21 protein-coding genes are annotated in these 14369 nt (G+C 37.9%); all 21 read right to left on the reverse strand.

Going from position 1 to position 14369, the window contains the following annotated elements; all coding sequences use genetic code 11:
- Positions 1–278: 278 nt before the first annotated feature.
- The 21 genes from ACYIAM_RS10345 to ACYIAM_RS10445 all read right to left on the reverse strand — a co-directional run bounded on the left by ACYIAM_RS10345 (position 279) and on the right by ACYIAM_RS10445 (position 14365).
- Entirely contained in the window at positions 279–500 is a 222-nt protein-coding gene (locus ACYIAM_RS10345; protein ID WP_081298210.1) for an Ogr/Delta-like zinc finger protein, read from the reverse strand.
- 63 nt (positions 501–563) lie between these two features.
- Entirely contained in the window at positions 564–1637 is a 1074-nt protein-coding gene (locus ACYIAM_RS10350; RefSeq protein WP_483748192.1) for a phage late control D family protein, read from the reverse strand.
- Entirely contained in the window at positions 1634–2050 is a 417-nt protein-coding gene (locus ACYIAM_RS10355) for a phage tail protein (protein ID WP_065608886.1), read from the reverse strand. The genes ACYIAM_RS10350 and ACYIAM_RS10355 overlap by 4 nt, the downstream gene beginning before the upstream one ends.
- A 1-nt stretch (position 2051) precedes the next feature.
- Positions 2052–5324 carry a phage tail tape measure protein gene (locus ACYIAM_RS10360; RefSeq protein ID WP_483748193.1) on the reverse strand — a complete coding sequence of 1091 codons (3273 nt, stop codon included), beginning with the start codon at positions 5322–5324 and terminating at the stop codon, positions 2052–2054.
- The gene (locus ACYIAM_RS10365) at positions 5317–5481 is read right to left on the reverse strand and encodes a GpE family phage tail protein (RefSeq protein ID WP_483748240.1); all 165 of its coding nucleotides are present in this window, start codon (positions 5479–5481) and stop codon (positions 5317–5319) included. The genes ACYIAM_RS10360 and ACYIAM_RS10365 overlap by 8 nt, the downstream gene beginning before the upstream one ends.
- Positions 5445–5744 carry a phage tail assembly protein gene (locus tag ACYIAM_RS10370; RefSeq protein ID WP_483748194.1) on the reverse strand — a complete coding sequence of 100 codons (300 nt, stop codon included), beginning with the start codon at positions 5742–5744 and terminating at the stop codon, positions 5445–5447. Before ACYIAM_RS10370 ends, ACYIAM_RS10365 begins: the two co-directional genes overlap by 37 nt.
- Positions 5745–5818: 74 nt before the next feature.
- Positions 5819–6331 (reverse strand): phage major tail tube protein, encoded by a 513-nt coding sequence (locus ACYIAM_RS10375; protein ID WP_483748195.1) that lies wholly within the window; start codon positions 6329–6331, stop codon positions 5819–5821.
- A gap of 15 nt (positions 6332–6346) precedes the next feature.
- Entirely contained in the window at positions 6347–7522 is a 1176-nt protein-coding gene (locus ACYIAM_RS10380; protein WP_483748196.1) for a phage tail sheath protein, read from the reverse strand.
- A 135-nt stretch (positions 7523–7657) separates the two neighbouring features.
- Entirely contained in the window at positions 7658–8107 is a 450-nt protein-coding gene (locus ACYIAM_RS10385) for a tail fiber assembly protein (protein WP_483748197.1), read from the reverse strand.
- A gap of 2 nt (positions 8108–8109) precedes the next feature.
- On the reverse strand, positions 8110–9063 hold the full coding sequence (locus ACYIAM_RS10390) for a phage tail protein (protein ID WP_483748198.1): 954 nt from the start codon (positions 9061–9063) through the stop codon (positions 8110–8112).
- Complete coding sequence (locus tag ACYIAM_RS10395; protein ID WP_483748199.1) at positions 9060–9749, reverse strand: phage tail protein I; 690 nt, start codon at positions 9747–9749, stop codon at positions 9060–9062. Before ACYIAM_RS10395 ends, ACYIAM_RS10390 begins: the two co-directional genes overlap by 4 nt.
- On the reverse strand, positions 9739–10650 hold the full coding sequence (locus tag ACYIAM_RS10400; protein ID WP_483748200.1) for a baseplate J/gp47 family protein: 912 nt from the start codon (positions 10648–10650) through the stop codon (positions 9739–9741). The genes ACYIAM_RS10395 and ACYIAM_RS10400 overlap by 11 nt, the downstream gene beginning before the upstream one ends.
- A complete protein-coding gene (locus tag ACYIAM_RS10405) occupies positions 10638–10991 on the reverse strand; it encodes a GPW/gp25 family protein (protein WP_483748201.1) in 354 nt (117 codons plus the stop codon). Before ACYIAM_RS10405 ends, ACYIAM_RS10400 begins: the two co-directional genes overlap by 13 nt.
- Positions 10988–11629, reverse strand: a complete 642-nt coding sequence (locus tag ACYIAM_RS10410) for a phage baseplate assembly protein V (protein ID WP_483748202.1) — start codon at positions 11627–11629, stop codon at positions 10988–10990. Before ACYIAM_RS10410 ends, ACYIAM_RS10405 begins: the two co-directional genes overlap by 4 nt.
- A 60-nt stretch (positions 11630–11689) precedes the next feature.
- The gene (locus tag ACYIAM_RS10415) at positions 11690–12151 is read right to left on the reverse strand and encodes a phage virion morphogenesis protein (protein WP_483748203.1); all 462 of its coding nucleotides are present in this window, start codon (positions 12149–12151) and stop codon (positions 11690–11692) included.
- The gene (locus tag ACYIAM_RS10420; protein WP_085165415.1) at positions 12136–12582 is read right to left on the reverse strand and encodes a phage tail protein; all 447 of its coding nucleotides are present in this window, start codon (positions 12580–12582) and stop codon (positions 12136–12138) included. Before ACYIAM_RS10420 ends, ACYIAM_RS10415 begins: the two co-directional genes overlap by 16 nt.
- On the reverse strand, positions 12569–12790 hold the full coding sequence (lysC, locus tag ACYIAM_RS10425) for an Rz1-like lysis system protein LysC (RefSeq protein WP_218837497.1): 222 nt from the start codon (positions 12788–12790) through the stop codon (positions 12569–12571). The genes ACYIAM_RS10420 and lysC overlap by 14 nt, the downstream gene beginning before the upstream one ends.
- The gene (locus tag ACYIAM_RS10430) at positions 12690–13136 is read right to left on the reverse strand and encodes a hypothetical protein (RefSeq protein WP_483748204.1); all 447 of its coding nucleotides are present in this window, start codon (positions 13134–13136) and stop codon (positions 12690–12692) included. Before ACYIAM_RS10430 ends, lysC begins: the two co-directional genes overlap by 101 nt.
- A complete protein-coding gene (locus ACYIAM_RS10435) occupies positions 13114–13701 on the reverse strand; it encodes an N-acetylmuramidase family protein (protein ID WP_483748205.1) in 588 nt (195 codons plus the stop codon). Before ACYIAM_RS10435 ends, ACYIAM_RS10430 begins: the two co-directional genes overlap by 23 nt.
- Entirely contained in the window at positions 13698–13991 is a 294-nt protein-coding gene (locus ACYIAM_RS10440) for a phage holin family protein (RefSeq protein ID WP_174786682.1), read from the reverse strand. The genes ACYIAM_RS10435 and ACYIAM_RS10440 overlap by 4 nt, the downstream gene beginning before the upstream one ends.
- A complete protein-coding gene (locus ACYIAM_RS10445) occupies positions 13988–14365 on the reverse strand; it encodes a putative holin (RefSeq protein ID WP_483748206.1) in 378 nt (125 codons plus the stop codon). Before ACYIAM_RS10445 ends, ACYIAM_RS10440 begins: the two co-directional genes overlap by 4 nt.
- Positions 14366–14369 lie beyond the last annotated feature (4 nt).

Consider the following 14369-nt stretch of genomic DNA (forward strand, 5'->3'; position numbering starts at 1 on the left):
ATAGCTAAATATGTCTATATATGTATTTTTAACCGCTTGATTTAATTATAAGTTGTTGATTTTAAATACAGCTTTAAAGAACTCATAATCGATTGGTCACTGGTTCAAGTCCAGTAGGGGCCACCATTCTAAATCAATATAATCAAAAGCTTACGTTTAAAAATCACATTATGAAAATCAGTCAATTTTATTAAGTGGCGGTAAAATGGCGGTTGGTTTTTTATATTAGCTACAGAAAATTGATTGGGTCGTATTTTATAATACAACCCATTTAAGCTTTATCTTGTATGTAGTTGGTAGTGGTTTTTTGGTGAAATAGGTATCTTTACTGTTGGATCAGGGCAAGCGCTGGGCACTATCGTTTCTGAGACAGATTGCAATACCGTAAATGAGTGACAGCAGTAAACATTTGTGCATTGTCGATATTGCTTGCGAGTTAGTTCGCTTAGTTCTTGGCTAGTTCGGATTACGGTTTTGGCTTTACAGTGTGGGCATTTCATCGATATCTTACCTCTTTTTTAATTTTTAGTTAATTTTATATTAACTTTTAATTAAATCCAGTGTTATTCATTTTCTTCTTTAGGCTTTTCGTCATCTTCTAATTTAATTTCGAGTTCAATATAAGTGGTATAACCGCTGTTTGTGTCTAAGCTGTGCGTGCAACGGGTTATTGTCCATAGTGTTGAGTCAATTTCCTTTTTAAATCCCTCAACTGATGCGGGCATTTCTGGGTAAATGTCAGGGCGTCCTTCGGCAAGGGTGATGCTAAATTGTGATGCACCACGTTGTAATTTGTACCATTCATTACGAGCCGCTCGGTAAGCATTTTGTTTTGATGCGTATGTGTGCCGTAATATTTTTACATTTCCATCGGCGCCGACTAGCACGCCATTTTCATCTTTGTTTGTTTGGTTGTTTTTGTTTTTTGTTTTTCGAGTCGCTTTGGTTTGCTGTTTTTTCTGTTGGCGGTAGTCAATCCAATAAGCTTTTACACCCGTGTAAGCATTTCTATCGGCAATAGCAAAGCGGTGCTGGTCGCCAAGTTTGCGGGTGATTGTTGTTGTCGGGATGTCTTGACCATTTACCGTTTTTGCCAATCCTTTTTTGAAAATAATCAGCATGCCATTTTTTAATGTTACAGCGGCATTAAAATCGTTGTATAGGCGTGTTAAAAATGAAGCATCAGATTCGTTGGTTTGGTCTATATGGGCAATGTGTTCATGCTCTATACTTTTATCTATCCTGTATAGCAGATTGTGCCGTTTTGCAATTTCTTCGGTTATTGCCCCAAGCGTTGTATCGGAGTAGCTTTTTTCGCGTTTTTCGTTTAGTGAGTCACGCAAATTGGCGCTTTTGCCACGAATTGATAGTACATCTGGCGTTCCAGAGTGCTCACATTCGTCAATAGTGAAGATGTTTTGTAAAATGACGTTATCATTAACCCAGCCTAGTGATACGCTAATTTGAACTCCTCGCTTTGGTAGTTCAAGTTTGCCGTCGCTATCGTCTAATTCAATAGATATGGTGTCAGCATCTAACCCTCGATTATCAGTAATCTGCATCGAGATAAGACGTTTATCAAAGTTAGATGTAATATCTTTATCATCAATTGTAATTGTGTAGGTTGGTTGTTTCATATCATCCCTATAATATCAGCGAAAGGTAACCAGTCTGGCGGATCAACTTTTGTTAGTGATATAGTGAATTCAATCTTGCGTGGCGCACCATCTTTAAAAAATTCCGTTTTTGTTTTTTTTAAGTTGGTCATAACGAAAAAGCCAAGTGGTATGCCGGTACCTTCGATTAATGGCCATGAGTAACCAAGGTCGGCCATTCTTTCTAAAACTGCTAAACTTAATCTACCCCCCGTTAATTCAGGATACAATACGCCAGATAAGGTTATCGTTTCGTTATCACGACCAATAAATTGTAATGCTGAACGTTGATTTACACGTGAATTTGCTGGAAAACGCCAATCTTTATTTTCTTCGGCAGTCTGATAGGGTATTGTTTTTAAGCTGAAAACAAATAAGCCATAACACATCATCATATTAATCGATATCCCTTAAACTTGATCTGTAACGTGCTGATTGATTGCGTTCACGTCGTTCTATCTCTTCAGCCACACAACGTGCCAATTGTTGTTCATTCATGCCAGGTGTGGCATTTATTGTTATGTAATATTGTGGTGATACACTAGAAGTACCGCTAATAGGACGGCGATTATCTACGATAACACCACTTGAAAGTTGTGATCCTGTGGTTATTATGTTGTTTGCAAGTTGGCCAACACTTCGTATTGCGTCATTTTGATTTCTTTCAATACCGTTAACATACCCATCAACCGTGTGACCTCCAAATTTTGCAAACAAGCGAGAAGGGGAGTGAATGTCTAATGTATTTTTAAATCGGTTGCTGATGCTTTTCCCAAGTTGGCTCATTGAGCGGAATGCATCACTTTGGTTATGTTCGATGCCGTGTATATAGCCGTCGATAGTATAACCGCCAAACTTAGCAAAAACTCTGGATGGTGAGTGAATATCTAAAGTACTTTTAAACCAGTTGCCAATATTATTACCGAGATTGGACACTGTTTTTTTTGTTTCATCCCATTTGTTGTTTATTCCTTGAATTAGTCCGTTAGAAATATCGGATCCAATTCTTGAAAATTTATTAAATAGGCCATTCTCGCCAGTGAATATTTCTTCAACTTTTTTTGCTAATTCCCGAATTTTTTTCGGCATTGACAGTAATAATCTAATTGTATTTACAATTATTTCATGTAGTTTTTTAAACGGCCAAATTAATAATTTAATTACAGTTCCTATGGTGTTGCCAAAAGATTTACCCGCTTCTTTTGTTTTTTGAAACTCTTCTTTTGTTAACTCTACGGGCTTAAATAGATCGCAAACCCATGTTATTAGACCTCCTATTTTTTCACCAAGCCATTTAAATCCATCTCCAGCCCCGGTTATACATGGCTTAAGGAATGAAAATTCTTCAACGACCGTAGATAATGATTCTTTCAGACCTTCCCAAAATCCTATAAAAAATGCTTTAATCGGTTGCCAATACTTATAAATTAGTGTTGCAGCCGTAATAATTGCAGCAATGACCCAGCCAATCGGCCCAAAGAGCAATAAGATGCCTCGCAGTGCGGCGATGATGATCCCAGGGCTGCGTATTAACGTGAGCAGTGTAACGCCTAGTCGTGCAAACGCTCTACTAAATATTTTTGCTGGAGACCTTGCAAAGGTTACAAAAGATTTACCCATCCCTCCCATAACTCCGCCCAAAGTTTTTACTGGTGAACGAATAAATTTAATTAGTGAGCTTCCCATAATTCTAAATATTCCGCTAAAACTTTTAGCTGGAGCACGAACAACATTTGCCAGTAATTTGCTGATACTTTTAATGCTATTCTTAAAAAGTTTTACAGGTGAGCGAGTAAAATTTAACAATATATTACCTAGGTTTTTAATACCGCTACTGAATTTTTGTGATTTAGTTGTTGATGCTAATGATTTGTTAAGTGATTTTAATGCAGAGCCAGTTTTTTTTAGAGGCCGTCCTACAAATGATAATAACGTTTTTGCTAACGACTTAAAACCAAAACGAGTTAGTTTTGTTTTGACAAATAAGCCACTCAAAGATAATCCGAGGCGTGAGAATATAAATCGGGTCATCAGCATTGGACCAAACACACTCATTAACATTATTGCAAATGCGCCAAATGCCGTGGTGATAGCCGCAAATCCGACACCGATAACAACCAAGGCCTTACTTAATGCCGGATGTTTTTTAAGAAATTCACCAACACCGTGCAAAAATTTAGTTAAGCCCTGAATGGCAGATCGTAGCCAGTCATTGTTTTTTTCGAATAGTTCAACGCTAATATTTTCAAATGCGGCATGTAGCATTGTCATATCGCCAGCTAAATTATCAAGTTTTGTTTTTGCAACTCTGGCTGCTTCGCCATCATATTCTCCTTGCTCTCCACGCATTTTTCGTAAAAAACCAGTTGATGCTTGGTTTAGTAAGACTTCAAATCCAGTTAAACCAATTTGCCCAGCAATTTGCTTATTTATTTGAGCTCGTTGTACATTACCCATGTGTTTAGTGGCTTCAGATATTTCTGACATGATATCAACAACATCACGCATATTGCCGTTTTTATCGGCAACTTTAACGCCCAGCTTTGCTACTGCGTTTGATGTTCCAAGTCGTACTAAAATCTGACGTAATGTTGTACCAGCTTGGCTTCCTTGAATACCTGCATTACCCATTACAGCGGTCAGCGTTGCAATAGTTTCTAAGCTTTGACCAAAGCTAGCGCCAACACCTGCACTATATTTTAGAGATTCGCCTAGCATAGGAATATCAACATTATTGCGAGTGAACATTGCTGTTAATACATCAGCAACATGATCCATTTTTTCTGCAGGCAAGCCCATTGCCATTTGAATGTTTGATGCAATATCTGCAGTAGTGCCAAGATCAACATCACCCGCAGCGGATAGATTCAGCATGCCCGGCATTGCTTTTAATATTTGATCAGGGCTATATCCCGTTCTAGCCAAAAAGTACTGCCCTTGTGCCACTTCGCTATCGGTAAATTTAGAAACTAATGGCAATTCCCGTGCTTGTTTTCGTAGCGCTAACATACGAGGATCGTTTTTGTCATCAATTCTTGTTACTGCTTGGGTTGCGCTCATGTTGGCATCAAATTCGTAGCCGACATGTAGCAGGTTTTTCATGCCTCTTGCTACGGTTCGTCCAGTCGATAGGGCGCCATAACCGACACCACCTAGCATAGCAACGCGTTGCATACCTGTGTCGTATTTTGATCGAACTTGGTTTATTTTTTGTTGATGTTGGTTTAGTTGTTTTAGTCGTTCGGATTGCTGGCTAATACTTTGATTAGCGCTAGTTATTTGGTTTTTTAATGTAACTTGATGTTGTGCTAAATTTTTAGTATTAATACCTGATTGTTGTAATTCTGCACGTAATGGCGTTAATTTATCTTTTAATTTTTTTGTTTCTGCTGTTGCTTTATTAAATTCACGTTGCAGTTCCTTTGTTGGTGTAGATGTGTTTTTTAGTTCAAGTGCCAATGATTTAGCTTTATTTTTTGTATTTTCAAACTGTTTTTTTAGCTGAATAAAACCATTAACATTTTTTTGAATGCTGTTAAGTTGGTTTAATTGATTTCGTGTGTCTTTTAATTGCTGCGCTAATCCTTTAGCACCGCTTATAACGTTGCGAAGCGGTCGGCTGACATTGTCGACACCTTTTAAATTAACGTTTAATTGTAAATTATTCATCTGTTGAACCGCTTCTTAGGCGGGCTTGTTCCCGCCATTCCATTAGTTCGGATAGTGTAAATTCATACATAGCAGACGGTTGCCAATGAAATATTGTGGCAATATCTGCTATAGCATCTTCTACTCGGTTGGGGATTCCGTTGTTGCATTGTTCGATTTCTCTGACAAAAAACCAGCAATCACTTTTGTTATTTCAGAAAAGTCAATTAGATCTAAATTGAAGACTTCATGCTCAGCAATTGAAGGCGTAGTGATGCGAGGTAGTACTTTTGCCAGCGAATCAATGTCTAGTTCGATAAAATCGACTAATTTAATTCCGCGTAAATCACCGGTTAAGGGTTTGCGGATGATTAATTCATTGATAGTGGTTTTACCAGATTGTAAGCCTGATTTTAATTTGATTTGTTGTGTATTTTGCATAACGTTTACCCTCATAATAATTTTATTGATAATTGTGATAGCCCTTGCGGGCTATGTTTTTGTTTGTTGGTCTATTAAATTCCAATGGCGTGGCGTGCTTGTTTTAAACGGTCTTTGCCGCCGACTTTGTCAATCATGTTGATAATATCGATTTCGGTAACCTCTTCGTTATCGATAATTTCTTTATAGTAGATGCAGTGTGTAGTAATCTTAGTTGAGTTACTTTCGCCTTGTTTGAGTTCGCCGCGATCTTGTTCTTTGTGGCGTCCAGTCATAATAATTTCGACTTTAGTGAAATCCTCACTATCATCTTTTTGGTAAGCACCAGCAAAACGTAATTCAACACCGTTTAATAATCCTCCATGTTGTTTTAGTATTTCGTATGCTAAGCCGCCAATTGACCACTCAACAACTAACGCATCATCGTCATAACCAAGATCGATAGGAGCAGAACCTGGCATACCACCGCCGCGGAAATTTTCGAGCTTGCGAGTTAATTTGGGTGGAGTGAATGATTCAACCTGACCGATATAAGAAATACTGTTAACATAAAGGTTAAAGTGTTTGAGTTTTTTAGGTAAAGCCATTTAGTTGATCTCCGCTTAATTAGATGCTATAGAATTAGCCAGATCGACCAAATACTTGTCAGTAATGCGCTGGCGTAACATAAGGTTTTCTAATGGTGGTACTGGGGTATAATCGTAATCAATATAGAGCTTACCCGCTTTTAGAATGTCTGGCGTGTTTGCTTCTGGATCAAACCATGCTTTGCCATCAACAATGTAACCGTTCGATTTTAATTCACGGAATTTATTGTTGATGGATTCGACTAAGTCTTTAATTAATGATGCATGCATTGGCGCATCGACTAAGGCAAATTGTGCTTCGGCGATTGTGTCGGCCAATACTTGTGCTGTTCGTGTATAGTTTTCAAATGCAAATAGGCTATCAGCGGAACATGTGCGTGATCCCCAAAAACGGTAACCTTGGTTACAAATTAATGTAGTTACTTCATGTTCGTTTAGATAGTTGGAATCAGAGCTTTCTTCTTGCAAATCCCAAAAGACATCATGAGAAATTCCCGTAACACCATTAACAGTGACATTTGATAATGTTTTATGCCAGCCGACCTGCTGGTCGATTTTGGCACGCAAACCAATGGCACGAGCAGTTGCAGCTAATGTGACATTTTGCCTTTGTGTTGTATCAAAACCAACAAAATCAGGCCAAATTACCATGGCTTCACGGGCGCCAAGTTGATCACGATAAAGTACTGCATCTTCTTTGGTTTTTGCTCCGTAAGCTGATAAGTAACAAAATGCACGCAATTTTTGTGCTAGCGATATTAATGCGGTTGCAACTGGTAACGAATCGTAACCCGGTACAGCCAAAATCCGCGGCTTAACTTTAAGTTGGGTTTGTGCTGAAAGCAGGGCTTTCATGCCAGTATATTTGCCGTCGTTTGTTGTTGTACCAATGATGTTTGCCGTTGTATCGGCTTCTGTCGCACCTGTTTCAACACGCACAGCAACAATAACGGGTGAACACTGATCCGCAATGGCTTCAAGCGTTGGTTTTAGTGTGCCTTGTGAACCCGCTTTACCAATTACAGAATTAACGTTGGTAATTAAAATCGGTGTATTAAGTGGAAAGTGGTTAGCGTCCGCATCATCGCTGGTACACACAATGCCAATGACAGCCGTTGATACTGTTCTGATTGCTCGTGCACCTTCATTAATTTCGATAACTCGGACGCCGTGATGGTAATCGTTGGCCATAAGATCTCCGTAGCAGTTTACATATGTAAGGTTGTAAAATAAATGTACGGAGATAGTTGCACATTAAAAAAAATGGTGTTAGTTGTTCAGGTTGTAGATTTTGTTTTTACAAGTTGAACAACTCTCATCGATATTTTAAGTAACGTTTGGTTTTTTAGGCCAATTTATATCAGACTGGTTAATATCGACACGCATTAACAAGATCCGGTATTTTTTCCATTGTTTAAGTTGTTCTTCTTCGTTTGCTTCTTGCATATCAAGATCAATGGTATCTTGAAGCACTGCTATTTTTCCGTTTGCTTCATTGATTAATGTATTTTTTGTAATTGTATTCTGCTCACAAAAATATTGATTACGCTTATTAATATCTTCAAACCATTTTTTTGTTTTTTCATTCCATTTATGAAAAGGGGACGGTTTCGGATCAGAGTACGTTAAATCATTAAATATAACGCAACCTTTGTTCATTGCGTTATATAATTCGTCATGCTGTTCAGCTGTGATTTCAATAGAATCAACAGGGATTTTATGATTAATTTCATCTATATAAAATGATTGTGTTGTATGACTGTAAAAATGTTTCATGTTTAGAATCCTATAGCGATGTAAAAAAATCCAGTGTCCGCATACGCACCCAACGGGCTTTTACACCAACATTTGAAATGAGATTTCGATATTGGATTTGCAGCAGTAGAATTGACGCCAGCGTATCCATCGCTTGTTATAATTGACATGCATAAATTTGGGAATGTTATATAAAATGGCACAATATCTCCCTCCTGTCCTCTTGCTGATGCATATTGTGCTAGCCCCCATTGAACAAATAGCCCATTAGGTAATTTAATGTAACCATTTTGAGTAAAAGAACTATTAAAATCACTGAGTGTGATTATTTCCGAGTTATTAAAAAAAGGTCGGTTTTTAAATACCGATGGTTCACTTACTTCATAAATAGATTTTTTCCCATCCATTTTTTTTACGGCTGGTAATGCATTAATATCGACAGCATTTAAAACGATGTCTTGCTTTAATTCCTTGTTATTAATTTTGCGTGTGATTGGTACATGCTTTTTTATACCCTCGTCAACATATTCACGAGTTGCCAACACAACAGATGGATCGATTTTTATTGCCACAGAATCAACATTATCAACAACAATAATCATTCTGATAACTTGAGTTCTGCCACTACCTTCGGCAAGTTTTGGCTTATAGGTTGAAGGACAATTACCCACAGCTATTAAATTGCCTTTATCATCATAGAGGCCCACTTCGTGAATAAACCAACCTCCTTCTGTTTCGGGTATAACTTGTTCAGCAATGATTTGATTAGGATTGTTTTTATCAACAGAAAGTGCATTAATTGCCGCACGACGTACTTCGTTAACAAGTGCGGTTTGAGTGGCGGTGGGTTTAGGTATCGAACCGTTACCATCACCAACTGCGATACTGGTTAATTTTAGTGGGACTCCTAAAGCGGTTGCATTGGCTAAAAGTTCCGCCCCTAGTTTTGTTAATATTGTATAGTATGTTTGACTCATGGTTTTATTCTCATTGTGTCGATAAAATGTATAGCCACGCTTGAGTGGCGCTTAGATGAAGTAGAAATCGTATCTGTAATATAGGGATAAACATTAAGTGTATTAATACAATGAATTGTTGCACCTAAATGGCGTTTTGTTGTTGTATGGATGGTTTGGGTAATATACGGGTAGATATTTAATGTGTTCCCATCATAACAACTGGCTCCTATTGTTGTGCTACCGCTTGTTACGAGTTGCAGTGATAAACCTGATAAATGTCGTGAGACAGGTTTAACATCATCAATGATACGGCTTAACTCTTGATAAGATTCATCAGTAATACCCTTATCTGATATGCCAATTTCAATCGCAAATGTGCCGGGGCTTTTGTTGTTTTGCCACCATTCGATAATATTTATCAAATAACCAAATGGTTCAACTGCACGGCGAATGGCTTCCTTGGTACCTTTTAGTTTGTGAATTTCGAATGCTTCAGCAATAACTTTGCGTTTTGTTTGTTCTGGCCAGTTTTCATCCCAGCGATCAACACTATATTGCCAAGCTAAATAGGGTAATAGTTCGAATGGGCAAGTTTTTGGGTCCCAAAGTGAACGTAAATGAATAGGTGGATCGCAAATCATAGCTTGTGATAGATTTTTTTCAAGTTGAGTGGCAGATGGTGGTAATAGCGTCCTATTCGTCATAACCGGCAACCTCAACGTGATAATTTGTGCAATAACTGGCTTGTTCTCGATTGATTAATATATCTTGCGTGGGTTGTAGTAATTCGACACGTTGAACACCAGCAACATGTAATGCTGAAATTATTGCACTGCGATTAATTCTACGTCCAATGCGGTGTTTTTCGGTTATATAATCTTGCAAATTTTTGGTAGCCGCTTTTTTGATTGGTTCCGATTCGGGACCCGGATATAAATAAAGCTTGGCTTTTATTTCATACTCAATCAGGGTGACTGATTTAACTGTGACACGATCGGCAATAGGGCGACGATTGTCTTGATTGACAGCATCGGCAACAATACGAATAAGATCGCTACTGGCTATACCATTATTTTCACGAGATAGAATGGCGAGAGTTACGCAAGCAGGTGCGGGGCTTTCGGTGGCGGCATCTAATACTCGACCGTCAGCACTGCGAGCATAAAACTCATAAGCGGCACGAGGACCAGCAACGGATAAACCTTCAAATGCGGCTTGAATTCGCATTCTAAAATCGCTATCTGATTCTTTTATTTCGGGGATTGATGGCGTGACTGTATTATCTTCGTGCTGAATGATTAAGCGATAAACATGAAAGTTAGCCCCTAGATTATCTAAGTCATTGCCTTTAGCGTGGGCAATCATTAATGCGTGCGATGCTTCGTTTATACGCTGGCGTATAATTAACTCATAATACGTGCTTTCTTGTAGTAGTTTAACGATCGGCTCACTTTCATATTGCAATGTTTTTGCTACTTCATTTTGTTGATCTGCTGGATATAGCGATATAAACTTTTCTTTACGTTGAGCAAATAAAGCTTCAAAGTCTAGTGACTCGATAATATCCGGTGCAGGTAGTTTTGATAAATCAGTTAACGTGGCCATGTTGCGATCTCTATGTCACTGGTAAAAGTTTGGTTGGGTTTGTCTGTGCGTGAGCCTGTTAATTGCATTATCAGTTTTTCTTTATCGGTAAAAACATCTACAGCGTCCAGTTTTATACGTGGTTCCCACTGATTTAATGCCATGACTGTCGCTGAAATGACACGCAATCTGGTTGCTTCGGTGTTGGGGTTGTCTAAAAGCAAAAATAAAAATGAACCATAATCACGGCGTTCAACTCGTGAGCCTATCGGTGTTGTTAAAATATCTTTAACTGATTGATTAATGTGATCCATATCAGTAATAGTTCGACCGTTCTGGCAATTCATTCCGATATAACTCATTTTTGAGGTCCCCCAGTTAGATCGCCACCAGCTTTGACTCCATTATGTTTATGCGTATCAAGTACAACCCCGTTTGATGACAATTTGCCTTGCTGATGAATTACGTTTCCAGTTAATACACCAGTATTACCGCTAGCACTGCCACCTGTTGCGCTAAATGATTTAAATGTCACATGATCACTACATTCAACAAGTGGTGTATCAAGGTGGATTTTGGTACCCGCTTTAGCGGTGATTTGTTCACTTGCTTCAATAACTGCAGTTTTTATGCCTTTTATGGTTAAACTGCTGTTTTTCGGTTCATATTCAAATGTTGCACCGTCTGGAAATGTTACTAAATAAGCATCTTCTGAAGTTGATGGAGCAGGAATATCATTACAATAAAGGCTTGGTAATACGCAACCAAGTTCAAGATTACCATTTGGACTTAATATAAAAACCTGTTCACCAATAGAAGGGCGCCACCACGATCGGCTTTTACCTGCACGGTGAGTAAACCATGGTAACCAGGCAGTAACCAATTTGCCAGAACGCACTTTTACCCGATCGCCTCTGGTTTGACAAACAACGCCTTGGCGGATCAGGTTCTCAATTTTTCGTAATATATCGACTAAGTCGGCAGGGTGATAATTTTGCATAGCGTTATCATTAAGATTTACAGACAAATAATAAAGCGTACTAACTTGTAAAATCGATTTTTACAACTTACTGGCTAAGTGGGCGATAGTAATTTGCTCAATTGTGTTATAGTCGTGTTGATTGAATCCAAGCAGCTTTCTGGACGGATATTTAATTGTCCAATCATCTTTTTTATTCACTCGTGCACGTAATCCGTAATGATGAATGTGGGTTATACGAGATACCGAATTAATAAATTTTACGGTAGCGCAGTTGCTGTTTGCTGATATGCGTAGATATTTAGTTGTTCGTAGCTTGGTAAACATTTTACGGCGAATCTTTCCCGTTTTTTTTCGGAATGCTTGAGGTCTTTTAGGTTCGAAAGATGTGCCATCTGGTTGCCTTTGTGCTGTAATGCGTTTGCGGTTGCTTTCTCGTAATTTTTTGGCAATTTCACGAGCCAACTTGGTGCGATTACTGTTATTTAGCTGAGTGAGTATGCCGTTTGCATACTCATGTAATTTATTTAACTCGTCGGCCATATTTCATTAACCCAATCAGGACGCATATCAATGGGAGGTTCGTCGGTAACGTGTTTGTATTCAAGCCCATTCGAACCTTTTTTAACAATGACTCGCTCAGTTAATTTAAGTTCAATACTGATATCGGCTGTATTATTGTTTAATTGCTCAATCTCAAATTTAATGGCGCCTTTTCTTAATTCAGGGTTTGCCATAAATTCTTGTTGATTGATATACATCCAGCTAATTATCGGCACAATCAGATAGTCAATTGGCTGTTCATAATCAGTAATGATCAGGTTTACTTTATACTCATATTCAAAACTAAGACTTTTTGCGGCCGTTGCTGTTATGTCACCATCATCAACAAATATATGTAATTTATCGGGATTGGTTTTGATAAACAAATTGTTGTCTTCAAGTACTTTTCGAAGCTGGTTAATTTTTTTCATGCTGATCCTGTTGGCATTGATAAATCATTTCAACTTGAACCGCACATTGATGCCATGCTGTTAAGATGGTTTGATTATCGTCAATTAATGAACGATTTTGCCTTAAATTATTCATGGGAAGATAACAAGGCGTTACGGCTGGACAGCCAGTTTTGATAATCTTCACTTCTTTTGATTTCTGGCCGTGTGTACAACCGTTTAATAACATCAGGCAAATCAGTATCAGACCACATGCGTAATTGTTTATTTTCATTGATAAGTTGCTCCAACTGTTGTTGATATTGACGATTTAACGTATCAACTGCTTGCAGTTGATTTTTTTGTTCTATCAGTTTTTGTTCATTTGCTTGATACTGTTCGCTAAGTTCAAGTAATTCATTGTTTTTATAATCAATGATTTCGATTAACTCTTGCTTATCATTCTTTAGTTGTAGATTACTAGCTTGTAATTGTTTGTTTTTAGTGCTTAATAGTTGATCTCGTAAATAGCCAAACGACAAACAAAGTAGCAATAGTAACCACGGTAACAATTTACTTTTTAATAGATTTTGCATAGTTTTCGTATGCCTCTTTGAGTTTTAAGTCATAGTTATTTTTTTTATAAGCTGGACCGTTGTAAAGTTTGGCAAACGTTGAAAAATCTTTGTCTTTCATTGCTTGTAATAGCTTGCAATTCGATTTATGAGCAACAAAACGGTAAAACGCATCTAATTGCATTTCTTCGCTTTCTGTCATCTGTTGTTCAAATTGCTGAGCTGATTCATAGCCAAGCAGTTGCCAGTGGAACCCCATAATCTGAAATAAGCCCCAGCTAGCACTTTCAATTGCCGAATCAATATCAATTTGTTTGGCAAGCGTTAGCCGATAGTTTTCACGAGCACCACCTAAATAACCACCAGCGGTAAGGTTGATTAAATCTGGATAAGTATTTGTTAATTTTTCTACATCAAAGCCATGCTTTTTAAGCTGACGGTAAAAGATATGCCTTTCAAATAGAATCACAGGCAAACCGTTTTTAATGCCTGATGAGCGAGCCTCAATTTTGGTTACCGCTTGCACCATAGCCAGCTCAACTTCTAGCTTATTAGCCACATTTTGCAATTGTTCAGTTGTTATCATTGTTTATTTAACCTCTTATTATGCTGATGTTGATTTGGAGAACGGCAAAGCGTGCCAATGTTGCCTTTGCTTTTTAAAAAGCAGATCAGTAGTGCTATATTCATAACTACCTGAGCGCAGTAAGCACGGTTTAATAAACCGAAAGATGAGAATAAAAATACTGATGCACTTGATGTAATCATTAACCATGCTAGCCAGCTATATTTGGCTTTGTATTGGCAATTTTCACGATCGAATGTAAATAATCGAATAGCAATTAATAAACAAAGAAAAGCGTTAAGGGTTATCATGGTTTTCCCCCTTTAAATTTGTCGAATAAATCGGATGGATCATCAAACTTTTTAATTAACCAAAGGAGTAGCTTGACACTTACCGCCGAGGCGACTAATGCACCAAGTCCAAGCGGTACTTTTGTTTGAATATTTGACGGAAAAAAGGGGATCAATAGATATAATGTTATTTCGGCTAGTAACATTCCTATCGCAAAAGATATAAAAAATAGAATAATACGCCGAAGTACTGAGATGCGTTCTTCACTAATCACCAGTAGAATTGATCCACAAAGTGCGCCTAAAATAATGCCGTTTTCGATATTTGGATAAATCATTGATATTGAAAACGCACTAATAACCGCCGTAAATGTTGTTGTAGTTGGTTCTGTCATTCCA

The sequence above is a fragment of the Gilliamella sp. X-60 genome, assembly GCF_057063585.1.